Annotated in this window: 25 protein-coding genes; 12 read left to right on the top strand and 13 right to left on the bottom strand. The window is 63.9% G+C overall.

The genetic code is table 11. From position 1 onward, the window contains the following. Positions 1-40: 40 nt before the first annotated feature. The 5 genes from ACFVWT_RS08205 to ACFVWT_RS08225 all read left to right on the top strand — a co-directional run bounded on the left by ACFVWT_RS08205 (position 41) and on the right by ACFVWT_RS08225 (position 5,432). Positions 41-733, top strand: coding sequence for a histidine phosphatase family protein (locus ACFVWT_RS08205; protein WP_390246840.1), 693 nt, complete (start codon positions 41-43; stop codon positions 731-733). A gap of 24 nt (positions 734-757) precedes the next feature. Further along, positions 758-1,309, top strand: a complete 552-nt coding sequence (locus ACFVWT_RS08210) for a DUF3090 domain-containing protein (RefSeq protein ID WP_390246842.1) — start codon at positions 758-760, stop codon at positions 1,307-1,309. Continuing rightward, positions 1,309-2,076, top strand: coding sequence for an SCO1664 family protein (locus ACFVWT_RS08215; RefSeq protein WP_390246844.1), 768 nt, complete (start codon positions 1,309-1,311; stop codon positions 2,074-2,076). The genes ACFVWT_RS08210 and ACFVWT_RS08215 overlap by 1 nt, the downstream gene beginning before the upstream one ends. Positions 2,077-2,381: 305 nt before the next feature. Further along, positions 2,382-4,550 (top strand): glycogen debranching N-terminal domain-containing protein, encoded by a 2,169-nt coding sequence (locus ACFVWT_RS08220; RefSeq protein ID WP_390246846.1) that lies wholly within the window; start codon positions 2,382-2,384, stop codon positions 4,548-4,550. 63 nt (positions 4,551-4,613) lie between these two features. Continuing rightward, entirely contained in the window at positions 4,614-5,432 is an 819-nt protein-coding gene (locus ACFVWT_RS08225) for a hypothetical protein (protein ID WP_390246848.1), read from the top strand. Positions 5,433-5,656: 224 nt separating this feature from the next. Here ACFVWT_RS08225 and ACFVWT_RS08230 read toward each other — a convergent pair whose 3' ends face one another. Further along, a complete protein-coding gene (locus tag ACFVWT_RS08230) occupies positions 5,657-7,066 on the bottom strand; it encodes an MFS transporter (protein ID WP_390247139.1) in 1,410 nt (469 codons plus the stop codon). A gap of 749 nt (positions 7,067-7,815) precedes the next feature. Then, complete coding sequence (locus ACFVWT_RS08235) at positions 7,816-8,514, bottom strand: maleylpyruvate isomerase family mycothiol-dependent enzyme (protein WP_390246850.1); 699 nt, start codon at positions 8,512-8,514, stop codon at positions 7,816-7,818. Positions 8,515-8,797: 283 nt separating this feature from the next. Here ACFVWT_RS08235 and ACFVWT_RS08240 point away from each other — a divergent pair, with 283 nt between their 5' ends. From ACFVWT_RS08240 to catC, 4 genes are all read left to right on the top strand, one after another. Continuing rightward, a complete protein-coding gene (locus ACFVWT_RS08240) occupies positions 8,798-10,201 on the top strand; it encodes an MFS transporter (protein WP_390246852.1) in 1,404 nt (467 codons plus the stop codon). Positions 10,202-10,325: 124 nt separating this feature from the next. After that, entirely contained in the window at positions 10,326-11,270 is a 945-nt protein-coding gene (locus ACFVWT_RS08245) for a LysR substrate-binding domain-containing protein (RefSeq protein WP_390246854.1), read from the top strand. Continuing rightward, a complete protein-coding gene (locus ACFVWT_RS08250) occupies positions 11,267-12,370 on the top strand; it encodes a mandelate racemase/muconate lactonizing enzyme family protein (RefSeq protein WP_390246856.1) in 1,104 nt (367 codons plus the stop codon). Before ACFVWT_RS08245 ends, ACFVWT_RS08250 begins: the two co-directional genes overlap by 4 nt. Positions 12,371-12,395: 25 nt before the next feature. Further along, complete coding sequence (catC, locus tag ACFVWT_RS08255; protein WP_390246858.1) at positions 12,396-12,674, top strand: muconolactone Delta-isomerase; 279 nt, start codon at positions 12,396-12,398, stop codon at positions 12,672-12,674. Between the two features lie 39 nt (positions 12,675-12,713). Here the strand turns inward: catC and ACFVWT_RS08260 are convergent, their stop codons facing one another. The 5 genes from ACFVWT_RS08260 to benA form a co-directional block, all read right to left on the bottom strand. Then, complete coding sequence (locus tag ACFVWT_RS08260; protein ID WP_390246860.1) at positions 12,714-15,545, bottom strand: AAA family ATPase; 2,832 nt, start codon at positions 15,543-15,545, stop codon at positions 12,714-12,716. Between the two features lie 61 nt (positions 15,546-15,606). Next, a complete protein-coding gene (locus ACFVWT_RS08265; RefSeq protein ID WP_390246862.1) occupies positions 15,607-16,434 on the bottom strand; it encodes a 1,6-dihydroxycyclohexa-2,4-diene-1-carboxylate dehydrogenase in 828 nt (275 codons plus the stop codon). Then, a complete protein-coding gene (gene benC / locus ACFVWT_RS08270; RefSeq protein ID WP_390246864.1) occupies positions 16,434-18,005 on the bottom strand; it encodes a benzoate 1,2-dioxygenase electron transfer component BenC in 1,572 nt (523 codons plus the stop codon). Before benC ends, ACFVWT_RS08265 begins: the two co-directional genes overlap by 1 nt. A 123-nt stretch (positions 18,006-18,128) precedes the next feature. Further along, positions 18,129-18,665 carry a benzoate 1,2-dioxygenase small subunit gene (benB, locus tag ACFVWT_RS08275; protein WP_390246866.1) on the bottom strand — a complete coding sequence of 179 codons (537 nt, stop codon included), beginning with the start codon at positions 18,663-18,665 and terminating at the stop codon, positions 18,129-18,131. Positions 18,666-18,702: 37 nt separating this feature from the next. Next, complete coding sequence (gene benA, locus ACFVWT_RS08280; protein ID WP_390246868.1) at positions 18,703-20,085, bottom strand: benzoate 1,2-dioxygenase large subunit; 1,383 nt, start codon at positions 20,083-20,085, stop codon at positions 18,703-18,705. Positions 20,086-20,401: 316 nt separating this feature from the next. Between benA and catA the strand changes: the two genes are divergently transcribed. Together catA and ACFVWT_RS08290 are read left to right on the top strand one after the other, a co-directional pair. Then, the gene (gene catA / locus ACFVWT_RS08285; RefSeq protein WP_390246870.1) at positions 20,402-21,298 is read left to right on the top strand and encodes a catechol 1,2-dioxygenase; all 897 of its coding nucleotides are present in this window, start codon (positions 20,402-20,404) and stop codon (positions 21,296-21,298) included. 106 nt (positions 21,299-21,404) lie between these two features. Further along, entirely contained in the window at positions 21,405-22,688 is a 1,284-nt protein-coding gene (locus ACFVWT_RS08290) for a benzoate/H(+) symporter BenE family transporter (RefSeq protein ID WP_390246872.1), read from the top strand. A 6-nt stretch (positions 22,689-22,694) separates the two neighbouring features. Here ACFVWT_RS08290 and ACFVWT_RS08295 read toward each other — a convergent pair whose 3' ends face one another. From ACFVWT_RS08295 to ACFVWT_RS08310, 4 genes are all read right to left on the bottom strand, one after another. Continuing rightward, a complete protein-coding gene (locus tag ACFVWT_RS08295; RefSeq protein WP_390246874.1) occupies positions 22,695-22,844 on the bottom strand; it encodes a hypothetical protein in 150 nt (49 codons plus the stop codon). A gap of 362 nt (positions 22,845-23,206) precedes the next feature. Beyond that, entirely contained in the window at positions 23,207-24,391 is a 1,185-nt protein-coding gene (locus tag ACFVWT_RS08300; protein ID WP_390246876.1) for a cation:proton antiporter, read from the bottom strand. A 39-nt stretch (positions 24,392-24,430) separates the two neighbouring features. Next, the gene (locus ACFVWT_RS08305; protein WP_390246878.1) at positions 24,431-24,640 is read right to left on the bottom strand and encodes a hypothetical protein; all 210 of its coding nucleotides are present in this window, start codon (positions 24,638-24,640) and stop codon (positions 24,431-24,433) included. 257 nt (positions 24,641-24,897) lie between these two features. After that, positions 24,898-25,083, bottom strand: coding sequence for a three-helix bundle dimerization domain-containing protein (locus ACFVWT_RS08310; RefSeq protein WP_390246880.1), 186 nt, complete (start codon positions 25,081-25,083; stop codon positions 24,898-24,900). Between ACFVWT_RS08310 and ACFVWT_RS08315 the strand changes: the two genes are divergently transcribed. Further along, positions 25,082-25,381 carry a putative immunity protein gene (locus ACFVWT_RS08315; protein ID WP_390246882.1) on the top strand — a complete coding sequence of 100 codons (300 nt, stop codon included), beginning with the start codon at positions 25,082-25,084 and terminating at the stop codon, positions 25,379-25,381. The genes ACFVWT_RS08310 and ACFVWT_RS08315 overlap by 2 nt on opposite strands. A gap of 102 nt (positions 25,382-25,483) precedes the next feature. Here the strand turns inward: ACFVWT_RS08315 and ACFVWT_RS08320 are convergent, their stop codons facing one another. Both ACFVWT_RS08320 and ACFVWT_RS08325 read right to left on the bottom strand, forming a co-directional pair. Further along, the gene (locus ACFVWT_RS08320; RefSeq protein ID WP_390246884.1) at positions 25,484-25,654 is read right to left on the bottom strand and encodes a hypothetical protein; all 171 of its coding nucleotides are present in this window, start codon (positions 25,652-25,654) and stop codon (positions 25,484-25,486) included. Between the two features lie 86 nt (positions 25,655-25,740). After that, positions 25,741-26,370 (bottom strand): GNAT family N-acetyltransferase, encoded by a 630-nt coding sequence (locus tag ACFVWT_RS08325; protein ID WP_390246886.1) that lies wholly within the window; start codon positions 26,368-26,370, stop codon positions 25,741-25,743. Positions 26,371-26,535: the final 165 nt, after the last annotated feature.

Consider the following 26,535-nt stretch of genomic DNA (forward strand, 5'->3'; position numbering starts at 1 on the left):
CGGTTCACACGGCCGTCGAGCGGGTGGTTAGGCTGGGTGGATGGCGACAGTAATTCTTGTGCGGCACGGCCGCACCACAGCCAATGCCACCGGACTGCTGGCCGGTCGGGCCGTTGGCGTCAGCCTGGACCGGATCGGGCGTGACCAGGCAGCTCGGACCGGCGAGCGGCTCGCGGCCGTGCCGGTAGTCGGGGTGGTGTCGAGCCCTCTTGAACGTTGTCAGCAGACCGCCCGGCTCATCCTCGATCGCCAGGCTGGCTCGCCGTACGCTCCGGTCGATCCCGATCTCACCGAATGCGATTACGGTCAGTGGCAGGGCCGCACCCTCAGCGATCTCGCGACCGAGGATTTGTGGCCGGTTGTGCAGTCGCAACCGTCCGCCGTCGTCTTTCCCGGCGGTGAATCCATGGCCGCCATGCAGGCGCGGTCGGTGGCAGCGATTCGACGCCACGATGCAGCCTTCGAAGCCGAGTACGGGCCCGGTGCCGTGTGGGTGGCGGTGAGTCACGGCGACATCATCAAGTCAATTCTCGCCGACGCGCTCGGCATGCACCTTGACCTGTTCCAGCGTATTAACGTGGGGCCCGCCTCCGTATCGGTCGTGCGCTATGGAGCTAGCCGGCCGAGTGTTTACGCGACTAACACCGACGCGGGTGATCTGTCGTGGCTCTCGAACGGCATCCAGTCGGGCGATGCGCCGGTGGGCGGCGGTTCAGGGCAAAAGGCGCTATGAACCTCATGTGCCTAGAATACTGACATGCCTACACTTGTTCACGAGTTTGCCTGGCCTGATCGGGTCGTCGTTGGCACCATTGGTCTTCCGGGGGCGCGCACGTTCTACCTGCAGGTGCGCGCCGGGACGCAGATCGTGAGTGTTGCCTTGGAGAAACAGCAGTCGGCTCTGCTCGCGGAGAAGATCGACGAAATTCTCGACCAGCTCATCACCGTCGAGGGCAACCCCTTCAGCGTTCCCAAGAGTACTCCCATTGAACTTGTCGACAATGACCAGCTCGAGGCCGTCCAGGAGCAGTTTCGCGCCGGCGCCATAAGCTTAGGTTGGGACCCAACCACGGCCCAGGTCGTCATCGAGGCCTACCCCATCACCGATGTCGATGATGACAACGACGAATCGCTTGATGGGGACGGCGCTAACGAGCCCGAAATGCTGCTGGTTCGAATGCCGGTCGGCACCGCCCGCGCATTCGCCAAGCGCACCCGGGAGATCGTGGGCGCCGGGCGTCCGACGTGCTCGCGCTGCGGCTACCCGATAGACGCCGACGGGCACATCTGCACCCTTCCCGAGGTCTGATGCCAGCGCCGGACCTGCTTACGGCCGAGCTGACGCTCACCGGGCGCATCACAACGGCGTCGAACGCTACATTTCTAGGCAGCATCGGCGACACGACAGTCGTCTATAAGCCGTTAGCCGGGGAGAAACCGTTGTGGGATTTTCCCCAAGGCACCCTGGCTCACCGTGAGGTAGCCGCCTACCTGGTCTCGGAGGTCCTCGGCTGGAACGTCGTGCCGCACACCTGGCTGCGCGATGGTCCGCTGGGCGAAGGGATGGTGCAGCTCTGGCAGGAGACAGACCCCGACCAAAACGCGGTGGATCTCGTTTCGTCCGACGACGTACCGGAGACCGGTTGGAAACACGTTCTCGAGGGTCAGGATGAGAACGGACGGATGGTCGCCCTCGTTCATGAAGACTCGCCGGCGCTCAGACGCATGGCGGTGTTCGACGTCATCGTCAACAACGCCGATCGCAAGGGCGACCACATTCTTGCTATGACGGACGGACACCGGCACGGCGTGGACCATGGGCTCACCTTTCACCGGGACCACAAGCTGCGCACGGTCCTGTGGGGGTGGATAGGAGACGCTCTAACAGCCGAGGAACGCGAGGGCATAGATCGTGTCAGCGAGGGACTGAACGGTGGGCTGGGCCGAAACCTGGCGGACTTGCTCAGCGCCGAAGAAATCGAAGCGCTCGCCGCTCGCTGCGCCCGGTTGCGCTTGGCAGGGCGGTTTCCGGCTCCGCGCGGTGAGATGTCGGCGGTGCCCTGGCCGCTGTTCTAAGGGAACTACGGCTACGGTCTTCGCAGGCTGTGTCACGTTGATGGCATGGTCCGCCCGATGCGACACGCAGAGTCCCAACCCCCTGAACAGGGAAAACACGTCCCCAAGGTCGGAATCGAACTGAAGTCCACCCCCGCAAACATCCGGCGCGCGCAAGACGGGTGTACTTATGCCGTGGCCTCCTCCCGCTGATCAAAGCCCTAGCGTCGGAGGGCCTGCGAGCGTAGCGTCGATCACAGAGCTGGCTTCGACGGCAGCGGCCTGGAACCGAGGCCGCAGGGGCCTTGATTCCGAGGGAGGCCAAAATGGCTGGGTGGAACTCTGACACCGCGGCCGGTCCCATGGGGGCCGGGACGGTCACCCTGGTCGAGGGGTCGTCCTTCTGTATCTCCTTGCCGAATGGCGACATCCATCCGGAACATCCCCATGGCCTTTTCGTCCAGGACACTCGGATCCTTTCCAAGTGGAGCCTGACCATCAACGGACAACCGCTTGAGCCACTGGCCGCGGAGACGAAGGAGCCGTACCGTGCACTGTTCGCGGGACGTGTTCCACGCACCGACGGATATGCCGACAGCCCCCTGATAGTCGAGCGGCTCCGTGAGGTGGGAACTGGAATCCGAGAACAGATTACCGTCCGCAATTTCTCGTTGGACCCTGTCGAATGCTCTGTCTCTCTTACCGTTGAGGCTGATTTCGCCGATCTCTTTGAAGTCAAAGAAGCGCGGATCCAGCGGCAATGGAGCGAAAACCGTCAGGCGGAAGGCCATGTGCTGACCATCCGGTCTGCGTGGCAAGACGTCCAAAAAGGCGTTGTAGTCCGCGCCCCGGGAGCGGAAATGACTCCGGAGGCCATCACGTACCGGGCCTCTATCGCAGCCCACGGCCAGTGGAGCGCTCTCCTCATCGCGGTACCCGGCATGGGCGGAGCCACCTCTGATTCGTTCGTGCATGCTGAGGGTGACGGGCTGTCCCCTAGTGACCGGCGCCGCCAGGAGTGGGTGGCCCGGATCCCGGTGCTCCACATGGGGAACCCGTCAATCGAACGCACGCTTAGGCGCAGCTACGACGACCTCGGCGCCCTTCGCATCGAGGATCCGAACCACCCGGACCGGGTCGTGGTGGCGGCCGGTGCGCCCTGGTTCATGACTCTGTTCGGACGGGATTCGCTGTGGGCCTCGGAAATGGCGCTACCGGTGGACCCATCGTTGGCTTTGGGCACGCTCCAGACTCTGGCGGACCGCCAAGGGACCGTGGTCGATCCAATGAGCGAGGAGGAACCGGGAAAAATCCTCCACGAGGTCAGGCTCGATGTCTCCAGCGGACTATCCCTGGGAGGTAAGTCCGTCTACTACGGAAGTGTTGACGCCACGCCATTGTTTGTTGACGTCCTCGGGGCGGTCAGCCGCTGGGGATTCGCCAAGGACACCATCGCCGCACTACTGCCCCACGCGGACCGGGCGCTGGACTGGATCCGTGACTACGGAGACAAAGACGGCGACGGGTTCGTCGAGTATCAGCGCCTCAACGACCAGGGGCTGATCAACCAGGGATGGAAAGACTCCTGGGACGGCATCAACTTCGCCGACGGCCGACTGGCAGAACCACCCATCGCGCTTTGCGAGGTTCAGGCCTATGTTTTCGCGGCGTATCTGGCGCGAGCATGGATGGCATACGACGCCGGCGACACGGTTCTGGGCGACAAACTCGCCGGCTGGGCATCGGCACTGAAGAAACAGTTCAACGAACAGTTCTGGATGCCTGAGCGGGGCTATTATGCAGTGGCCCTGGACGGCAAAAAGCAGCAGGTAGATGCCTGCGCATCCAATATGGGCCACTGTCTATGGCTGGGCCTCATCGATGAGGACAAAGCATCCAAAGTGGCCGAACGCCTCATGTCACCGGAGATGTTCAGCGGTTGGGGCGTGCGCACCCTCGCCAGCGACATGGGTGCCTACAACCCCGCCAGCTACCACAACGGCTCAGTCTGGCCGCACGACAATGCAATCATCGCGGCCGGTCTGCTCCGTTATGGCTTCGTTGCGGAAGCTCAGCGGATCTCCACCGCGCTGCTGGAGGCTGCAGAATACTCGGGCGGCCGGCTACCGGAGTTGTTCTGCGGCTTCAGCCGTGAGCAGTTTGCTGAGCCGGTGCCATACCCCACGGCCTGTTCACCGCAGGCCTGGGCAGCGACCACACCGATCCTTCTGGTGACAAGCCTGATGCGGTATGACGCCCACGTCTCCCGCGGAGGCTTCTGGCTGGATCCGGTGCTTCCGGAATCGTACGGCGACCTCCACATCACGAACGCACCCTTGGCCGGCGGCAGGATCACCATAGACATCACCGGGTCCGTCCCATCCGTCCAGGGCCTGCCTGGAGGAATGGCTTTCCACCGCGGGCACCGCCCATGGATAACAGAACTGGTCGAGCAAGCCAGTAAGCGCCTTCCGCAAGGCCGCCGCCGGCCTTGAGGCTCACGGGTGCCAACCACTACACGACGCATTCCCGCCGCGTTGGGATAAACTGGACCGATCATGATCGGTGCTCCGCTCCGTCTTGTTGTGGCCTGGTTCGTCGCCCTGGCGACCCTCCTCTCGGCCTGCGCGCCTGCAATCAGACTCGATGAAGTCACCACCGATCAACCGGCCCGGACCCCACCCGCCCCGGCGGCCGCACGCGATGATGTCCCCCCTCCTCAACGGACGCCGTCCCCCACCCCGACATCGGTTCCCGCGCCGCCCCCGGTACCCCAAGCGTTCGCCCTCAACCTCTACCAGGAGGGCGACTTCGTGCCGCAGTACACCTTTGAATGGTGTGTGGCGGCAAGCATCCAGATCATGCACAACCTCATCGACAAGACGGGGACCGTGACGTGGGCCGATAGCGTTCAGCAAGGCGAACTCTGGGAGATGGCCCGGGCACGGTCGTCCAACTCGTTCAACGGTGCCAACCCCTTGGGTTGGGCGCAGGTGCTCAACGAGGTCGGGATGGGGCCGTACGCCGTCGTCAGCATCGCTGACTATGAGGACGCGCTGCAGGCCGCTGCACGTGCCATCGTCGACACTGGCCGGCCGGTCGGGCTGGTCCTGTGGCGCGGTCGCCACGTATCGGTGATGAGCGGCTTCGAATCACTCGGCGATCCCGGCCAGTTCCCGGAGTTCTCGGTCACCGCCATCCGCGTGCAAGATCCGCTCTACCCTTACGGCGGCGAACAGTGGGGCCTGTCCCCTGCGCCTAACAGTCTGCTCACCCCCGAGCAGTTGGCGACGCAGTTCGTCGTCCGTGAGCCGCGACGCTGGAGCACTGACCTGCCGACCGGCTACCTGCTGGTGTTGCCGGTCGCCAAGGCCTGATCCGATCTTCGCGTTCGCGGCGGGTTGGTGCGCTGGACGTAGACGCTTCGCGGATCCGGACGGGCACTTACTCGAGGTGATCACGCGTCCGCACGGATCGGCGTCTGCATGAAGTCCCGGGTACGCCGACGGCCACCTTTGGCAGCTCGCCGTGCCTTCTGGAAGCCGAGCGGAGGCTCGATGTAGACGCTAATCTGAGCCAGGCTGAATGCGAAGGCATTTTGCTAGTCCTGTGAAGGTGCAGGGCTGGGCTCGGCGGCAACCGCAGGGTCCGTAGTCGAGGGGGCGGCGGTCTTGTTATCCGATGCGGGCATCGCGACAACGGCGACGACGGTGAGTACGGCGGCGGCCAGTACGGCTAGGAAGACAGCCCCGGAGGCCGAGACGACTGTGTGCGGATCGGTATTACCGCCCGGAGTGCCTGCGTAGATCGCATTCGCAACCGCACCGAAAACCGCGACGCCGATGGAACTACCGATCGACCGTGCGAAAAGATTGGTACCTGTGACAACTCCGCGCTCATTCCAGTCGACGCTGGACTGGGCGGCGATGAGGCTCGGGGTGGCAACCAGCCCGAGCCCGAGCCCTACGATAAAGCAACTGGCCGCCACCAGGAGAACGCTGGGTGCGGAGGCGGTGAGGGCAAGTACCGCCGTACCCATGACCGTGATAATAATGCCGATCATTGCAGTCTTCCGGAACCCCATCCGGAGATAGAACCGGCCCGATTGGGACGCACTGATCGGCCAGCCGATCGTCAATGCTGCCAGCGCGAGCCCGGCCAGGATCGGGGAGGTCGAGAGGGCTCCTTCGAGGAACGTGGGAACGTAAGAGGTGAGGCCAAGCATGACCGCTCCAACGCCAAAGGAGATCAGTGCCGTCGTCGCCAGCAGCCGCCGGGAGACCACCCACGGCGGCAGGACCGGTTCGGCTGCCCTGCGCTCGACGAGGATGAACACGGCAAACAAGAGTGCTCCGCCGGCGAACACTGCAACGCTAATGGCGGAGGTCCAGCCCCACGCCTGGCCGCCTTCGAGTGCCCCAAGAATGATTAGCGTCAGCGAGCCGGTCAGCAGGCCGGCCCCCAGATAGTCAACCCGGTGCCCCGTTCGCTCGACATTCTCGTGGAACGTTCGGCTCAGCATCCACCCCGCCAGGAGGCACAGTGGAATGTTCACGAGAAAGATCCCACGCCAAATGCCCAGCGCCGAAAACACGCCCCCGAGCGTCGGGCCAACAACGGAAGACACCGCCCACACGCTCGCAAGGTAGCCTTGCACCTTCGCCCGCTCAGTCAATGTATAGATGTCGCCGGCGATAGTGATCGCCATCGGCTGGACTGCTCCCGCGCCCAGGCCCTGCAGCACACGGAAGGCGATGAGGGCTGGCATGCTCCATGCCAATCCGCAGAGGATCGAACCGAGCAGGAAGAGCCCGATACCGATCAGGATGATCGGTTTACGGCCGACGACGTCGGAGAGCTTCGCGTAGACGGGCACGGACACGGCCTGCGCCAACAGATAGGCAGAAAAGAGCCACGGAAAAGACGTGAACCCACCAATGTCATGAACGATCGACGGCACCGCCGTCGCGACGATCGTCGAATCGATCGCCACCAAGCCCGTCGAGAGCATCAAGGAAATCAGTATGGGACCGCGCTTCGAGCGGAAGCCGACTCCCTCTGCAGGCGTTGCCGTCACGTGATCTCATTCCCGTCGTCACTAGGGGTCGCGTTGTGGACAACCGCGGCAACAAAAGCATCCAAATGACCCATCCCCCTTATCGGCCTGATACTAACCGCCAACGGATCGTTAATCGCAAATGTCTTACTTGACTATGTCAACCAGATTGAGGACCACGAGACGGGCTGATTCAGGACCACCCCACACCTCTCCAACCAGCGTCTGCCGAATGTGCGGAGCACCGGTCACGGGTTGCCGCCTGACATCTCACAGCAGGGATTTAGTTGCCGCGCCAAAAAAACCGGACCTCCGCGGGGATGTCGGGACAGTCACGTCAGGATCAACCAAAGCTTCGGGGACTTGGTCCGGTGCAGGATACGAAGCTCTTGAGCATCCGTGGAAATAGGAGTTTAGATGCAGCATCTTGCGCCAAATTACGGAACGACCTTGATTGACCCGGCTCGTGATCATCGTCGCCGCTATTGGCGTTGTTGTCCTGGGAACTATTATGATCATCGGTCTGCTGGGCATCTGGTGTTCCTTCCCTGCGACTGTGAGGGCTTCGTCCAGGACTGCCCGGACGGTGGGCAGGCGCAGCCGGGGGCGTCGATACAACGGTGAAGTTCGCGACCGGAATGCCCTCAGTTTTTCCGAACTCACGGGAAACGAAGATAGTCCCTAGCTCGGACTGGGCGGCCTGCTTACCAGGACGGCAGTGCCGGCGCCGGGCCGTCAATATCCACGTGTTCGGCGTCCCCGCGCGCCAGCCACTGGAGCAGGCCCTCACGGTCGGACTCAACGCGCAATCCACCGTCGCCGATGACCCACTCGTCACGCTCTTCGGTCACCAGCGTCATGCCGGGAGCACCTTTGGCGCGCAGGGACCGCACTACGGCTTCGAGGGCGTTCAGCAGCGAATCCGGATCGGCTTCTTCGACGGTCCAGGCCGTGTCGAGGTCGTGGTGATGCACCACCACCTCGGCAATCCGGAGCGCCACGATGGAAGTGGCGGGGACCGGTTTGCCGTTTACCTGCACTTCCGTGGCCGCGAGTTCGCCGCCGAGGCGTTGTGCCTGCTCAGCAAAGTTCCGGGCGGACTCCCGCAGTTCCCCGATGAGTTCCTCGCGCGACAGGGCGGCCAAAGCAGCGATCTCCAAGGAGCGCGCATCTTGTGAAGAGTACAGGGGACGTTCCTCGCCGGAGGTTGCCCAGTCGATGAGCTTTACCAGGGCGCGGCCACTGGATGCGACGTGGGCAATAACGTCGGCACGGCTCCATCCCTCGCACAGCGAGGGAACCCTCAGCTCGTCATCGGCAAAGGACTCAACGGTAGCCAGGAACATGTCCGTTTCCCTGCCTAGGCGGGACAGGTCCGAGTAAAGGCGTGCAGGGTTGATCATTGTGCCAGCCTACCCACGGGCCAGTTTTCAAACCACCGTTCCTGCCCCGTGTTTCCATATCCAGATCGTCTCGACTCAGACGGGCGGCATTGCCGACGCCTTAACTCCGCAAAGAGGGCGTTTCAGATCCACAGCATATGAATCGCACCCGGGCGGAAAGCCGGGCATTTCCCTCATATGTCGCGCGTCACACCTCTGTCAGGCTGAAGGCACTCGGAGGACGGCCCCTCGGATTCTCCCGGTGCCGCAGGCCTCCACTTGAGTCAGAGAGGACTTAGGGACCATGTCACAACCGCACGCCGTTATAGCCGAAAATCCACAAAGGGAGGCGCGCACTGCCAACTGGGTGGCCTTCATCATCTGCACAGCCCTTCTGTTTGACGGCTACGACCTTGTCATTTACGGCACCGTTCTACCAGGGCTGCTCGCGGACCCGGGCCAGATCGGAGTGTTTGACACAGTCACCGCCGGCCTCCTCGGCTCCTGGGCCCTCATCGGGGTACTTGTAGGCTCACTCGTTTGCGGTGCTGTCGGCGACTTTTTCGGCCGCCGCCGCCTGATGCTCCTGGGCATAGCTTGGTTCTCCATCGGCATGTTCGCCACAGCCTTTGCCACCAGCGTCCCTGCCTTTGGTGCCCTGCGGTTTGCGACCGGACTTGGTTTGGGAATCGTTATCGCCAGCGCCGGCGCCACCATGGCTGAATTCGCACCGGCGGGAAGGCGGCAGTTCTACAACGCAATTGTGTACTCAGGCATCCCGGCAGGCGGCGTCCTGGCCTCCATCCTGGGCATCCTTTTCCTCGACAGCATCGGCTGGCGCGGGCTGTTCATGATAGGGGCACTGCCGCTGGTCATTCTCCTGCCCATTGCCTGGCGCAAGCTCCCCGAATCACCGCGATGGCTGCTGTCCCGGGGCCGTGAACAGGAAGCACTTGCCGCCGCGCAACGCACCGGTGTCCCGCTCATCGAGGAGCGGATCATTCTGCAGGTCGGCGCCGCGCCGCAGAAATCAGGCTTTGCGGCCGTGTTTTCCCGCCAGTTTGCCGTGGCAGCGATTCTGCTGGGCCTGATGTCCTTCTGCGGTCTTCTGCTGACATACGGACTCAACACCTGGTTGCCCAAAATCATGGAGGGCTACGGTTACGGGCGGACGTACTCGCTGTTCTTCCCGCTGGCACTGAACCTCGGCGCTGTGGCGGGCGGCCTGCTTGCGTCCCGCCTCGCGGACAGAAGCGGTCCACAACGGGTCATCGCGGCCACCTTTGCGCTGGCGACCATTTCCCTGGCGCTCATGACCTTCAGCTTTCCACTGCCGCTGCTTTTTGCCTTTATCGCCCTCGCAGGCGTGGGAACGCTGGGAACCCAGGTGCTGATCTACGGGTTCCAGTCCAACTACTTCACCACCAACGCCCGGGCCGCGGGCGTCGCATGGTGCGCAAGCGTGGGACGGCTGGGCGGCGTGCTCGGTCCGATTATCGGCGGGTGGCTGGCCGCCGCCGGCATTGGCGGATCCACGGCCTTCTACATCTACGGGGCCGTGGCCCTCGTCGGCGCCATGGTCACCGTGCTGGTGCCGCGTCAGCGGAAGCTGGAGGAGGCCGAGCACAAGGTCGAAGAAATCGCAGTGGGTCGGGCAGAAGACAGCATTCCTGCTGAGCAATTCACAAAGTCCGCAATCCGCCCATGATCCACCGGAACAGCAGCAACATTACGTGTCCTGGATATCCTAGTGAGGCTTATTATGGTTACTATTTGAATAAATAAGCCACGGCAGCATCGTCGGGGCTGGTTAGCTGAAGGACGGCACCACCGTGGACATCCGCCAACTGAACTACTTCATTGCGGTTGCTGAGGAGCGGCACTTCGGCCGCGCGGCCAAGCGCCTTCATATGGCCCAGCCACCTCTCTCGCAGCAGATCCGCCAGCTGGAAGACCAGATAGGAGTCCAGTTGCTCAACCGCACTACCCGCAGGGTGGACCTCACGGCGGCGGGGCAACTCCTCCTGGATCGGGGACGGCAGATAGTCAATGACGTGGCGACTCTTCAGGCTGATGTTTATCAGGTGGGCAGGGGCGCAACCGGCGTCCTGCGGGTCGGCTTCTCGGGCTCGGCAACGTATGGCGTCATGCCCCAGGTAGCCCGACTTGCCAAACAGCTGCTGCCGGGCCTGTCCCTGGCCCTGCACGGCGAAATGCTCACGCCGTCCATGGAAACGGGCCTGCGGAACGGTACTCTGGACGCCGCGTTGCTGCGGCCCCCCGTCGCAGCGCAAGACATCGACTATCGGACGGTGGCCCGTGAGCCGCTCGTCGTCGCGCTTCCCTCCTTCAGTGCCCTGGCCGTGGATCGGCCCGTGGCGATGCACGAGCTGCAGGACCAGGACTTCATCGCCTACCCGCCCGAGTCCGTGCTTCACCGCACCACCGCAGACCTGTGCCGCCAGGCGGGCTTCCAGCCACGCATTGCCCAGGTGGTTGGTGAGACCTCGACGATGCTGGCGTTTGTAGCTGCAGGGGGCGGGGTGGCGGTGATGCCGTCCAGCGTGCAGGCCTTCCAGCTCGAAGGCGTGGCCTACCGGCAAATTGAAGACGTCCCCGACGTGGAGCTCGCGGTCGCCTGGATGCGCGGGCATCACTCTGCGCTGCTCCGCAACTTCCTGGACATCGTGGCCACCGCAACTGCGGGACCAACGGTGCCTGCCCCGGCCCCCGGCCCTGTGCCGTTTCCCACTGATGAAAGGCTTTCCCGCTCATGAAGATCGCAGCCATTGAGGCGATTCCCTACTCGATCCCCTATCTTCATCCACTGCATTTCGCTTCCGGTTCCGTGCACGAGGCAGACCACGTGCTCGTCAGGCTTCGCACCGACGACGGCGTGGTGGGGACCGCTGATACCCCGCCGCGCCCCTACACCTATGGTGAGACGCAGAAGTCGATCGTGGCGGTGGTGGAGGACATTTTCGCTCCGCAACTGATCGGTGTCGATATTTTTGACCGGGAGAAAGTTCAGTCAATCCTGCACAGGACCGTTCACAACCAGACGGCTAAGGGCGCCGTAGACATCGCCCTGTGGGACGTCATCGGCAAGACTCTCGGCCAGCCGGTGACAAAGCTGCTAGGCGGGTACACCGACTCGCTCCGGGTCTCCCACATGCTCGGCTTCAAGCCTGCCCAGGAGTTGCTCGCCTTGGCGCTGGAGTTCCGCGAGACCTATGGCATCAACACGTTCAAGCTCAAGACCGGCCGCCGCCCGCTCAACCTCGACGTTGAGGCCGCCAGGGTGCTGCGCGAGGGTCTTGGCGAGGACGCTGAGCTGTACATGGACGCCAACCGCGGCTGGTCCGCCAACGAGGCCGCCGAAGTGCTGCGCCGCACGGCAGAATTGGGCCTGCAGTTCCTGGAGGAGCCCGACGACGCCCGCGAAGTCCTCGGCCGACGCCGCCTCGTGACGAACTCCCCCATCCCGATCGCCGCGGACGAGTCTGCTGCCAACCTTGGCGAGGCCGCTCGGGAGATCCTCACGGGCGGTGCAAACCTCCTGGCGGTAAAGACTGCCCGGTCCGGTTTTACCGAGGCGGCCAAAATCGTTGGCATGGCCGAGGGTATGGGCATCGATGTCTATATAGGCAACCAGATCGACACCCAGGTCGGCACGGTAGCCTCGGTGGTCTTCGGCGCCGCCTTTGCCCATTCGGCCAAGCGGGCAGCGGAGCTGTCCAACTACCTGGACATGGCCGACGACCTCCTGGCCGAGCCCTTGGCCATCACGGGCGGACGCATCCGTGTTCCCGAGGGCCCGGGCGTGGGCGCCGCTGTTGATGAAGAAAAGCTTTCGCGCTACCGCACCGACCGCTAGAAACCGCTTTACCGAAAGGACACTCATGAAGTATCTCGTCCACATGGACGTAAACCTGCCCGCAGACCTTCCCGCCGGCCAAGCCGCGGAGATCAAGGCCAGGGAGAAGGCCTACTCGCAGCAGTTGCAGCGCTCTGGCAAGTGGCCGGAAATCTGGCGGGTGGTGGGTGAATACGCCAACTATTCGATCTTCGACGTCGATTCGAACGACGAACTCCACGAGATCCTGCAGAACCTGCCGCTGTTCCCGTACATGGACATCTCGGTGGTCCCGCTCGCGAAGCACCCCTCCGACGTCAAGTAGTCACCGGCGCGAGGCCTCCGGGCTGGCCCTGTTCCGGGTTCAGTCCCTGGCCCGGAACACGGCCGCGAGCTCGCTGCGGGAGCGGATTCCCATTTTGCGGTAAAGCCGGGTCAGGTGGTACTGCACGGTCTTCTCTGCCAGGAACAGGGTCCGGGCCGCTTCCTTGTTGGTGGCGCCGCCCGCTACCAGTTCGGCCACGGCGCGTTCCTGGGCTGTGAGCTGGAGGTGCTGGTCGCTGACGGCGGTCAGCACGGGGTCGGCAGGGTCAGCCAGGCTCCCGACGTCGAGCCCTGTTGCCTTGAGCTCCCGGTCGCACCGTTCCACATACGTGGCCGCGCCCAGGGAGTCGTAGAGGTCACGGGCGGCCCGCAGGACCGAGGAGGCCAGGCGCCGTTTGCCCGCCCGGCGCATGCTCTGGCCGAATGCAAAACTAATCCGTGCCCGGAGATAAGGCCGGTTGAGCCCCCTAAGGTGCCCCAAAGACGCCTCAAAATGTTCCCTCGCAGTGTCCGGGTCTCCCTGTGCAGCCACGAGACGTCCCCTGGCCCACGCCATCCGCGCCATATCCGAGGGCACTTCCCGCTCGCGCGGCACGCGTTCGAACGCCGTAAGGAATGAGTCGGCGGCGTCGAGCTGGTCGGTCATGACCAGGGCGTTGACATAGGTGTCCTGCCAGGGCCAGAAGGACACCCTGTTCTCGGTCCATGGGTCCAGCTCCGTCAGCGGCTGCAGGACAGCCAAGGCCCCTTCGTAATCCGCCCTGGCCTCATGGAAGCGGGCGCGGGCGAGGCTCGCGGGCACCTGCATGGCACGGTACGTCCCTGGCTGAACAGCTGCCTGGGAAACGTAGTACCGGGCCCGCTCCCAGTCTCCCCGCATGGACCATAGCTCCGCTGCAGTCCAATAGAGCAGGGGCCGGATCAGCGGCATCCGCGAAGTCTCGAGCCGCACGGATGCGCGCGCCACTGTGGCGGCCGCCGCATCCCAGTTGCCGAGTACCAGGTGAGTGCGAGCCAGCCAGGCCTCGGCCCAAAGCGAAATCCGCATCGAGCCGCCCTGATACTCAGTGGGAGCCGCCGACTCGAAGTTCACCAGCGCTGTCTCAACGTTGTCGAGCCGCAGCGCCAGCCAGCCCGCACCCATCTGGACCCGTTGTTTTTGGGCGTTCTCGGCAGCATGTTCAAAAGCCCGGTGATAGGAAGCCTCCGCCTCGGAAAGCCGACCCTGTGCGTACAGGCCGAGGCCGTAGATGGCCTCTGATTCAATATGGGCGGGGGTGCCCGGCTGGGTAAGTTCCATGGCCCGTTCTGCCCAGGTGGTAATAACCGGACCGTCCCACGACGCCACGCCGTGCAGGACGAAGCGCTGCGCCACCTGCGCGGCGGCCGTTGGATCACGCTGCGGGTTGGAGGTGCGCCAGGCCATCTCCAACTGCTTCTGTGCACTGTCATTCTGTCCCGACGCGGTGGAGAGGTAGCCCAACACGGACGAGCGAAGCGGCGACGGCGGAAGCGCGTCCACTGCCGCCGTCCACATCTGGGCCTGGGCAATGTTGCCGGAACCCACCAGTGCATCCACGGCCCTCAGGAGCCTGTCGTTCCGGGAACGGATGTCCTCGGAAAGTCGGGAGGCGGAGAACAATGCTGTTGAGGCGTCCTGCCAGGCTCCAACGAGGGCTTGGCGTCGGGCAAATTCTTCCAGCTCTTGGGCCAGGGCTTCGTCCGCGCCGGGTGTGGCGGACACACGGTGGCCCAACCTCTCGCCCTCGGGTTGGACGGCCTCGGCGGCCAGCCGATGAAGCCCAATGCGCCGGCTGGGAGCGATCTGTTCATAGACGGCTGCGTCGGTGGCTGGTTCAAAGAACACGACGGCGGAACGTGCCTGGTCGACAGACAGCCCCAACAGCCCGGCGCGGTGCCCCTCGTCGAGCGCCTCCATAATGGCGCCCACCCCGCTGACCTGGGAAACCTCTGCCATGCTGGCGGTCCGCCCGAGCACCGACGCTGCCTCTGCCACAGCAACCAGCCCCGGGGACGCTGCTGCCAGGACACTTCGCACCCTGGCGCGGACGCGGGATGTCGGGGGCAGGGAGGGAAACCACGTCTGCCAGGTTTCGGGCGGCAGTTCACGGAGCAGCTCCACGATCGGTTGCGCGAGTCCCCGGGTGTGCTGGACCAGGCCGTGTGCTGCGGTCGCGCTGAGGTCGAGGCCGAACATCCTCCGGGCGAGATCCTGAGCCTGCTGCGGGGTTATCGGATCCAGCGGGATACTGGCTACTTGGTGGCCGGTGAGGAAGTCAAGCACTCCACCGGGGACGCGTAAAGCGTCATCGGGGTTGAGGGTGAGCACGAACATAATCCGTTTTCCGTAGACCCGGCGCATGACGAAGGTGAGGATGCGGAGGCTCTCCACATCGAGTTTGTGGACGTCATCGACGGCAACAACTACGCTGCCATGAGCCTGCAGCCCTTCGAGGTGGGTGCCGAGGGTGGAAGCGTAATTAACCACCTGGGCGGCGGTGAGAGCCGCAACCGGACCCGCGGGCAGGGCAGGGCCGCCGTCGTAATCCTTTGCCGAGCGCAGCGGCGAGGTGAGCATGAGCTGGGAGTAACCCGCGAGCGGAAACTGCGCCTCCCATTCATCGCCCATGGCGGACAACACCCGGACACCACGGGCCACAGTGCGGCAGTGCTCAAGGAAGGACTCCAGCACGGCGGTCTTCCCGGAACCGGACGGGCCGGTGATCACCACTGCGCCCACTTTGCCCTTGCGAACCGTGCGGAGAATGCCCAGCAGTTCCTCAAAGACCCCTGACCGGCCGACGAGGGGAAAGCCCTCTGCAGTATCGCCTTGCATGGAGCCCGCCGTCATGGCCGCAACTCTACCGGAGCCGGCCGGCCGGGCCTGACGGCGGACATCCATCACGGCGGGCTCAGCCCAGGTCCCCGCCAGCAACCGGAAGGATGGTGCCCGTCAGGTATGACGCCTCATCTGATCCGAGGAAGACTATCGGCGCGGCCTGCTCGTCCAGCGTCGCGTAGCGCTTCATGAAGGACGACTCCACGGTTTGGTCAACGATTACCTGGTACCAGGCCTTCTCGGTGGAGGATTCGGCCTCTGGCCCGCGCTTGACCTTGCGGGGTGGCGCCTCGGTGCCGCCGGGGGCTGTCGCCACCACGCGGATGCCGCGCCCTCCCACCTCCATCGCCAATGACTGGGTCAGGGCGTTGACACCCCCTTTGGCTGCCGCATACGGCACCCGGTGCAGCCCGCGCGTGGCCACCGACGAAACATTGACGATGGTGCCCGAGCCCTGCTGGAGCATGGCCGGCAATACCGCCCGACAGGTCCACAGGGTGGGAAAGAGGGAGCGCCGGATCTCCTTCTCGATCATGTCTTCGTCGTATTCTTCATAGGGACGCGCCCAGATGGTGCCGCCGACGTTGTTAACCAGTACATCCACGCGGCCGTAGGCGGCCAGTGCCGCGTGGACGGCCTGCTGTGCTCCCGCGAAGGTCTCCAGATCCGCAGTCACCGAGGTGGCCGAGCCACCTGAACCGGTCCCCTGTGCCGCCTGCTGTATCCCGCTCGCCACCTCATGGACCAGCTCGGCACGGTCTACGAGGACGACGGCGCCGCCCTCGGCACCAATGCGCTCGGCCACCTTCTGGCCGATGCCCTGGGCGGAACCCGTCACAACAACTACCTTGCCGGCGTACCGGCCGGGAGTAACGAACTGTCCGGCATATGGCTGTGTCATCAGCTGCCGGCCTTGGCGTCGATGGCGCCGGCCATGGTTTCCTTGGCATCGTGGGCGTGGGCCATGATGACCTCCCGGACCCGCGCTTTGTCCTGGCGCTCAAAAGCGTCAACGACATCAAGATGGTCCTGTATGACCCGCTCGAAAATCCTGGTTCCCGTTTCCAAGGCCGCCGCCATCTGCGCGTGGACGTCCAGCCGACGGTAGGACTCGAGCAGCATGGGGTTGTCGCAGATCATGAAGAGGTATTCGTGGAACTCCTCATTAGTCCGCGCGAACTCTTCCGGTTCGTGGATGGTGCCGGCATTTACAGAGCGCTTGGTTGCCTCGGCGAGGCGGCGGAACTGGTGCAGCTGCTCCTCGCTCAGGCGGCCCACCATCAGTTCGCTCACTGCGAGTTCCAGGCCCATGCGCGCGTCCAGCTGCGCGAAGCTGTCCTCTTTACGGAAATCCAGCCGGCCGGTCTCCAGGGACGAAACGGCCTCGCTGCGGCTCATCGTGTCGCCGTCGGCCGCAATCTTCTCGGCGGCTGCCGGCGCACCTGTTTCCGCGTCGCCGCCAGTGGTTTCCTTTGGGGCAAAGCGCTCGAAGTAAAAGTTGGCGGGCTTGAGGCCCTCGGAGTCCAGCCATTTCGACACGGCGTTGACCATGGGAGGGGGTCCGCACAGGTAGATGTCAACATCGCCGTCGTTCAGGTGCTTCGGTTCGATGATCTGGGTGACATAGCCGGTGTGCGGGGCGGAGGTGCCCGGCTCGGAGGCGATGTAGTCCCAGGTGAAGCCAGGCAGTTTCGCCTCGTAGGCGCGGAGCCAGTCCAGGCCCACGATGTCCGCCTCGCGGGTGAGTCCGTAGATCAGGTGGACCGGGCTGGACGGCGGGTTTTCGGTGAGCTTTTCCAGGATGGACAGCAGCGGGGCCAGGCCGGTGCCGCCGGCCAGGAGCAGCAGGGGCCGCTTGGGCTCGCGCAGGAAGAAGGATCCGTAGGGGCCGGTGAATTCGATGGCGTCGCCTACCGCGGCGCGGTCGCGCAGGTACTCGGACATGGCGCCCTGCGGGGTCACGCGGACCATGAAGGACGCATCGTCCACCTCGGGGCCGCTGCTGAAGGAGTAGGAGCGCTCGGCGTCGGTGCCGGGGACTTTGAGGTTGACGTACTGGCCGGGAAGGAAGGCCAGCGCGTCCCGGTTCTCCACCTCGAGGGTGAAGGAGACCGTGGTGTCGGTGTGCCGGTTGAGCTCCTTGATGGTGGAGCTGAAGGTGGCGGCCGCCGTCTTGGCCGATTCCGACGTGGCCGGGATCTGGATGGCCAGGTCGGATTCAGGGACGGCCTGGCAGGTAAGCATGTAGCCCTTATCGAGCTCTTCCTCCGTCATGGCGTCGTCGATGTAGTCCCCCGGATCGAAGGAGCCGGAATCGCAGAACGCCTTGCAGGTGCCGCATGCGCCGTCACGACAGTCCGACGGGATATTGATACGGGCCTTGTACGCGGCGTCCATCACGGTCTCGTAGTCGCCGACTTTGATAACTTTGGTGACGCCGTCTTCGAAGCTGAGGGCAACTTTGTGGCCCATGGTTTCCTCCTGGCTGGGGGCCGCCTCGACGCGGCCCGGGAATGTGCAGATGTGCCCGAACGGGCGAATGGTGAAACGTTCAGGGCCGGCGCCAGGCAAACGCCCGGCACCGGCACGGGACCGTCAGATCATGTAGATATCCACCACGTGATGGATGTAGTCGTTCTTGAGGACGACCTTCTTTTTCAGGATGACGGGGTCGCCGCCGGCAAGATCGATCGTGTAGAAGCTGTTTCCAAAGTACGTGTCCGTTGTGTTGTAGCGGAAGTACAGGGTGAACCAGTTGAAGCGGACTTTCACCTGGTCGCCGTCGTGCTCCATGATTTCGATGTCAGTGATGTTGTGCCCGGTGCGGGGTTCCGGCAGGGACGTGGCCGAGGACCGGTCCGTCTTGATCCGGAAGACACGGTCCTCGATGCCGCCGCGGTTGTCGTAGTAGATCAGGGAGATCTCGTTCTGGGGGTCCTGCGTCAGCTGGTCGTCGACGTCCCATGCGGGCATCCAGAACTCGGAGTCCGGGTGGTAGCACTGGAGCCAGTCATCGAACTGGCGGTCATCCAGCAGGCGGGCTTCCCGGTAAAGGAACGCCCGGACGGTCTCCAGGGTTGCGATCTCCTCCGCGGTCTTCAGGACCGGGGCGGTTTGGGTCAGGTTGGTCATGGGTTCTGTGCTCTCTCTGTTTCCGGCGGGCTCTGGGTCAGGCTCGGACTGGAACAGCGTCCAGTGCGGAGGTCTCCTCCTCCGCCAGGGCACGGTCCATGACTTCCTTCCAGTACCCGTGCTGGATGGGGTAGAGCCCCTCGTCCTCGGTGCGTACCCCGGAAGCGATGACCCTGGTCATTCCCAGCGCCTGGGCCTGCTCGTCAGGACCGGTAATCTCGTGGGTGGACCCGCGGGTCATGTCGTTCCAAGGCGCAGAAGTAGCCCAGTAGGTCTTATTGCAGGACCGGAACTCCTCGAGATCGTCGGGGGTCGCCATGCCCGTGGCGTTGAAGAAGTCCTCGTACTGGCGGATGCGCTTGGAGCGGTTCTCCTGGGACTCGCCCTTGGGTGCGATGCAGTAGATGGTGACCTCGGTCTGGTCCGCGGAGATCGGGCGGAAGTGGCGGATCTGGGAGGAGAACTGGTCCATGATGTAGACATTCGGGTACAGGCACAGGTTCCGCGAGATGTTGATCATGAAGTTGGCCATCTCCTCGCCGTACTTCGCCACAAGCTCGTCGCGGCGGTCCCACAGCGGGCGGTCCTCGGGGTTGGTCCACTCCTGCCACAGCAGCAGGTGTCCGTGGTCGTAGGAATAGAAGCCGCCCTTGACCTTGCCCCACTTGCCGGCGTCCATGGCCTTGGTCTTGTTGGCGGAGTCGCCTGCGCTGCGGCGGGCGGTGGTGGCAGCGTAGTTCCAGTGCACGGCGGTGACGTGGTAGCCGTCGGCGCCGTTCTCCGCCTGCACCTTCCAGTTGCCGTCATAGGTGTAGGTGGAGGAGCCGCGCAGCACTTCGAGTCCCTCCGGTGACTGGTCCACGATGGAGTCAATCACCTTGGTGGCGTCGCCCAGGTGCTCTTCGAGCGGGAGCACGTCCGCCTTCAAGGAACCAAAGAGGAAACCGCGGTAGGACTCGAAGCGGGCAACCTTGGTGAGGTCGTGGGAGCCCTCTTTGTTGAAACTCTCCGGGTAGCCCGCGTTGCGGGAGTCCTTGACCTTCAGCAACTCACCGGAGTTCTTGAAGGTCCAGCCATGGAACGGGCAGGTGAAAGTGGTGCGGTTGTCCGTCTTGCGGCGGCACAGCATCGCACCGCGATGTGAGCAGGCGTTGACGATGCAATTGAGCTTTTCGTCCTTGTCACGGGTGATCACCACGGGAGTACGGCCGATGTTGGTGGTGAAGTAGTCCCCCACGCTGGGGATCTGGGATTCGTGGGCCAGGTAAACCCAGTTGCCCTCAAAGATGTACTTCATTTCCAGTTCGAAAATCTCTTCATCCGTGAAAATCTCACGCTTGGCCCGGATGACGCCGTTCTCACGGTCGTCGATCACGGCGTCGGCAAGGACCTCGCGGACATGGGTCATGTTCTCGGTCATGGCTGCTCCTTCGTTGGAGAGTGCTGGACGGATGGGCGCGTGGTCCGGCTAGCGTCGCGGAACGCCCAGGACGTTGTCAGGTAATTCTTGTCCACCGTGACAGCTCTCACATCAGGCAAAAACCTAGGTTCGACCAAGGGTGTCTTTATGTCGCCTTTTTGACTGAAAACAGGCTAAATCGATATTTGTAGCGTCCTTATTTGAAGCCTACGATGAGACGGACATCACCCGAGGTCGCGTGGTGGCAGGTGCAAGTCCGGCCGCACGCCTTCGCAATGGCACAGGATCACTTCCTGTCCTTTATTCAAAGAGGAGTATGGACATCACCATGACCGAGACCCAAGCAGACACCCGCAAAGAGGACGAAGGCACAGCCGTCGAAGCCGGCTCCAAGGCCACCGAACGCTTCACCGCCTCAGGCAAGCTCTCCCGTCTGGATGTGCCGAAGGAAAGGGTGAGCCTGCTGGCCGGGGCCCTCATCAAGGCCGCCAACGACATCGTCGTCGAACACCAGGTCACCTACGAGGAATACAACGCACTCAAAGCCTGGCTCATCAAAGTGGGAACTGACGGGGAATGGCCGCTGTTCCTTGACGTGTGGCTGGAGCACACCGTGGAGGACGTCAACTCCCAGGACCGCCCCGGCACTGTGGGCACCATCGAAGGACCCTACTATGTGCCGGGCTCCCCGTTGCTCCAGACCCCGGGCACCGTCGAAATGCGTGAGGACGAAGAGGGCACCCCGCTGCACTTTAGCGGCCGCTTCACCGATACGGACGGTAATCCCATCCGTAACGCCCAGGTTGAGATTTGGCATGCCGACAGCGCCGGCTTCTATTCCCAGTACGCGCCGGGCCTCCCGGAATGGCTCTTCCGGGCAACGGTCAAGGCGGACGACGACGGCCGCTTCGAAATCAACACGATGCGCCCGGCGCCTTACCAGATTCCCACGGACGGGGCCTGCGGGCAGCTGATCAGCGCGGCAGGCTGGCATGCCTGGCGCCCGGCGCACATCCACATCAAGGTCTCGGCGCCCGGCTTCCAGCCTGTAACCCAGCAGCTCTACTTCCCCGGCGACCCCCACAACGCCGACGACATTGCCTCGGCAGTCAAGCCTGAACTTATGCTCGATCCCAAGCCGCGCACGGATGGCGGCGCCGGCGAAGAAGTGGTCTATGACTACGTCCTCGCCAAAGAAGGCCAGCACAAGTAAGAACCACCGCTCACAAATGGTGCCGGTTCCCTCCGGCCCCACAGGGCGCTCCGGAGGGCCACCTCCGGGGCGCCTGTATCTTGTGCCGCCGTTGCGAGGAGCCGACATGCCACAATCCCGCCAGGACCCGCCCGCCGTCCCCGAAACGGAAACTGCTGCGGCCCAGGTGCGCCAGCCCCTGCTGGAACGCCCCGGTGTTCTGCCCGCAGGCGTGCGGCAGGTCTTCCGTGACCTCGGCGTACCATATATTTCCAACGGGGTGATCGGCCTCATCTTCTCCGCTTCCGGCCCGATAGCTGTAACCCTGGCTGTTGGAACGGCGGGGGGACTTAGTGACGCCCAGCTCGCGTCCTGGGTGTTCGGCATTCTATTTTCCGGCGGAGCAGCAACCCTGGTCATGTCGCTGCTGTATCGTCAGCCCCTCGGCTTTGCCTGGTCCATTCCCGGCACGGTCCTCCTGGGCCCGTCCCTGCAGCACCTGTCCTTCGCGGAAGTGGTTGGAGCCTTTTTCACCTCGGGCGTACTCATCCTGGCCTTGGGCGCCAGCGGCGTGGTCCGCGGAATCATGGCCCGGGTGCCAATGCAAATAGTCATGGCCATGGTGGCCGCGGTATTCCTTAAGTTCGGCACGGACATTATTGCCTCGACGCAATCCAACCCGGCCATTGCCGGCCCGATGGTGGCATCATTCCTGCTGCTCACTGCCGTACCGGTCCTGGGACGCTTCCTTCCGCCGGTACTCGGTACCTTGATGGCCGGCTGCGTGGCTGTGGCGGTAACCGGCCAGTTCGTCCTCAGAGAAGCAGGACCCCTTCTGGCTGCACCCGTGTTCACGGTTCCCAACTTCACCTGGGCAGCCCAGGTCGAGTTGGTTATGCCCCTGGCCCTGACCGTGTTGTTTGTTCAGAATGGGCAGGGCATCGCGGTTCTCCGTGCCGCAGGCCATCGTCCGCCCGTTAACGTCTTTGCAGTGGCGTCCGGGGCGTTTTCGGTGCTCAATGCTTCATTCGGCGCCGTTTCAGCGTGCGTCACGGGCCCTACCAATGCTCTGTTGACATCCTCCGGAACGAAAGAGCGCCAGTACTCGGCTGCCGTCGTCTACGGCCTGCTTGCCGTTGCCTTCGCCGTGCTGGCTCCCTTGCTCACGAGGCTGATGCTCGCCACCCCCAAGGAGTTCGTTCTCACCCTGGGCGGCATCGCGATGCTGCGGGCCCTTCAACAGGCGTTTGTCACGGCTTTCGCCTCTGCCTTCACGCTGGGATCACTGGTGACATTCCTGGTCACCATCTCAGGTCTGAACCTTTTCAACATCCACGCCGCGTTCTGGGGCCTGGTCATCGGCTACGCGGTGTCCAGGCTGCTTGAGCACGCGGACCATCTCGATCTCTAGGGCGGGTCAGCCCGCAGTGTCCGGCTCGTACCGCCCCACCCAGGCGGACGATGTCAATGTCATGGTGGACGCCGCCAGCTCGGCCTCCCACGACGCCAGGTCTTGGGTACGGGACAGCTGGAACAGCAGTCCCAGGTAGCGAACCAGGCACTTCACGGGGCCTTCCTTTCCAGGCGGCAGAACGGCTCGAAGGGCAACAAGCGGTCATGCAGTTACGGACACCTACATCCATGAAGGCGTAACAGAGCCGAACCATTAGGTGTCCAGTGGAGGAACACGCCGGCCACGGCAACGGCCACCACCCAAGAAAGGTCCTGTCAGCCATTCAGGCCCCGATCGCGCCACATTTACCTGAGCCGTTTCCGCAGACAACGAGAGCGTGCGCTGCTTGGGTGGCGGCTCCCGAATCGCCCCCGCCCAGCTGCACCCGGAGTACGTTGAGCACCGGACTCTGGCCTCACTGTCGGGCCACAGCATGGAACTCGGAGACTGGCGGAAGTTGCCTGCAGCGTGGCCAACTACGCAGCCAAGGTCGGGCCGCCCCCGGATGCGTTGCCCGCCGGCGCCGAGGCGGCTTGGGTAAACGTGCGGGCGGCCCGTGAGCCAGCGGCGGTGCTCGCCCCGATGGTTATGAGCGCTCCGAGGATCATGGCCGCGGCCTCGCCCGGTTCCAACAAATGCAACTGGGAGCCGATAGTGGCAGCGGCAACCGGCACTCCTAACTGGGACGCTGCCAGCATCGCGAGCGGCAGAGGCTGGCGCAGTAGCCGCAGGCTTCCATGGACCAGCAGGGTTCCCAGCCCCAGGCAAATCCCGAGGAGAAACATTTTCGGGCTTACCGCAAGGGTGCGCAGATCCAGCGACGCGCCCAGCCAGACGAAGAACACCGGCCCTAGAAAACCGTCGCTGACGGCGAACAGTTGATGAGCCAGTCGCCGGGGTTCGCCGACCGCTGCAACCACCAGGCCGAAGGAGAACCCGGCCAGCATAATGGACACGTGGCCGGCCACGGCAAGCCCGGAGAGCGCGAAGAGCAGGGCAAGTTGGATCCTCAGCTCCAGGGCGAACTTCCGGTCCTCGGACAGGTCATGCACCCGTCCGCGCGTGCCGCTGCGCTCCAGCCAGCGGAGGATGAAGAACAAAACTGCAGCGCACGCCGCGACGACGGCTGCCCCAACGGCCGCCCTCGGCGCATTGGGCGGGTCGACAGCAAGCGGGAGCGCCACAATGCAGGCGATGTCCGCTACCGCCACTTGAGCCGTCGTCGTCAGGACCTTTGGTCCCCTCAGCCGCAGCGAATCGACGATCGGCAGGACCAGGGCTGCAGAAGAGGACGCGAGCAGAACGATGTAAAGGGGGGCATGTCCGGTGCCAAAGGCAAAGGCAATGCCGATTCCGACGACGGCAGCCAACACTGCGGCCACGCCGGCGCGCAACGCGCCCGCGCCCAGTGCCGGGCGGATGGCTTCGTCCCGCACCGGAACATGAGTCCCGGCGACAAACATGACAAGGGCGAACCCTACGTCGGCCACAAAGGTGAACGTGGGGTCCGAAGAGTCCACCAGGCCCAAACCCGTCCGCCCGATGGCGATCCCGGCCAGTAACTGGCCAAGCACTACGGGAAGATGCCATTTCCTGGGAAGTGCCAGCAGGGGTCCCAACAGCGCGACCGCGGCGATCAGCGAAAGCTGAAAGAACGACACCTTCCTCCTTCCACCGGGATTGCGGTTGGCCTGCGGTAGTTACCGCGGCGCGTCAGCCAGTTTGAGTGGAATGTCGCTATTTTCGTCCGTGTAGTAACTTGCGCATACCCGATGGTAGCCATCGGCCACCATTGCGGGAATCCCTCGGGCCAGGCCGCCCCTGACCATCAGGATGGGCGAGAGCTTCTTGCCCTCCTTGATCTTCTTCAGATCCGAGGCAACGTGGGCGATGTCCTCGGGCTGCAGCACCAGCCCCGCGCCCCGGCCGCGCCCTGCTCGTGCGGCACAGGCGCAGAGCTGTCGCGCATCAAGTCCCCCCAGCACTTCGAGGCACGGCCAGCCACCGCTTCGACCGGGATGCGGAGCGATGCCAGCCCCAGAAAGTCCAAACCGATGCCCGCCGCATTACAACGGGTGACCGACGCATCGTCCGGCACGTCCAGGGACAAGGCCCGTGCATGTCGCACGAAGGTCAGATCGCTCGGGAACCGATTACCTATCGGCGCTTAGCGGGACAAGCGGGCTTTGGCTGCGTGCTCAACGAGAACGGGGATGTAGTCGCGTATTCGGCCGTCGGCCAAAGCCTGGTGTTCCTCACGGACGGCCCGTTCGATGCTGGGGCGGGGAACACTCGGGAATCGTTCGGCGAGATGGTCCACCACCTTATCGATGGCTCTTGATTCATCGTCCATGTTCACTTGCCAAGTTTCCCCCCGACCGGGTCCACGGTCAATTGACGATGGGTACGCGGGCAGTGTGTACGGTACTGATATTGCGTCTCCGCAGACGCTAAGCGAGGCTGAGCGCCGTGTCGTCGCGATGTGGGCCGCTGACTGCGCTGAGCGGGTCGTGGCCATATTTGAGTCAGAGGCACCGACGGATGGTCGGCCCCGCGACGCCATCGCCCGATCCCGGGCCTTCGCTCGCGGTGAGCTCAGTGCCGCCGACGGGATCCGCTGGCGGTTTGTTGCCGGCCGTGCCGCAACATAGGTAACCAGCCCGGCTGCGGTGGCTGCCGCCCGGTGTGCACTTCGGCGCTTGCCACCGCTGGGTGGGAATTCCACCGGTCCGCTCGGGCCAGGACTTCTCGCGTCAGGGATCCTCGCCTCGATCATCCGCCCGATCCAGGCCGGGCAGCGTCTTAGCTGCCAGCGCATCGACCGCTTCGGCGATGCCGCGCCGCGGCTGCGGCAGGCCGGCGATATATGCGAAGACCGGATTGTCGCCGACCCCCGCTTTCGCGGGGCTTGCCCCGCCGGTCATGGCTTCCGGCAGCTTGGTGGCAGCGTCGGCGTGTGCCGCTGCGCCTCGCTCGTTGCAGGCCCGGGCGGAAACGGGTGCGCCCGGGCTTAGATGTACAGCCGGGAATCACGCACTGCCTCCAGGCCTAGGAGCGCCCGTTCCCTGATCGCCGGCCATTCTTCCGTGAGCAACGACAGCACTACGATGTCCCGCCAGGAACCGTCGATCCGTTGCGAGGAGCGCCTGCGGGTGCCCTCGATAGTGAAACCGAACCTTCTGAGGGACGAAATGGACCTGTGGTTTCTAGGATCCACATCGCATTCGACACGCCCTGCCCCATGGGAAAACACCCAGTCGAGCAGCGCCAGCTTCACCTCAAGGTTGACCTTCATGCCCCAGAACGCCGGGCTAATGAGGGTTCTGCCGATCTTTACGCGTTCCGTCGGGGCATGGGTTTCCGTAATGCCGGTGGTCCCGACAAAGAGCGGACCGCCGGGCAGTCCGGTGTAGTGGACCGAGAAGATCCGGAGACCCGCATGGCGGCGGCTGATGAAGCCGACCGTCTCCTCGTGCGTGAGTGGACGGTGGTGACCGTCGCCGAACCCCGTGGCCCAGATGTCGTCATTAGCAAGGATATGTGCCAGCGCGTGGATGTCCCCGGCGCTGAACGGGGACAGAACAAAGCGGCCTGTGACAGTGCGTAACGTCGGCAGAGCTCGGGGCAGGCGAAGCGTCATTGTGACCTTTCCATGAGGGATCGTCCGGACAGCATCCGGGACGAGGACGAACACCGAATGAACGCAGGACGATCTTTCGGTGAGCAAGTCAGGGGACACGTTTTGCGACGCTGACCTCCGCTTGACTGCCGGCCGTCGGCTTAGGACCCCGGAGCTATTTCTTGC

This window comes from Arthrobacter sp. NPDC058288, assembly GCF_042880995.1.
GTDB lineage: Bacteria > Actinomycetota > Actinomycetes > Actinomycetales > Micrococcaceae > Arthrobacter.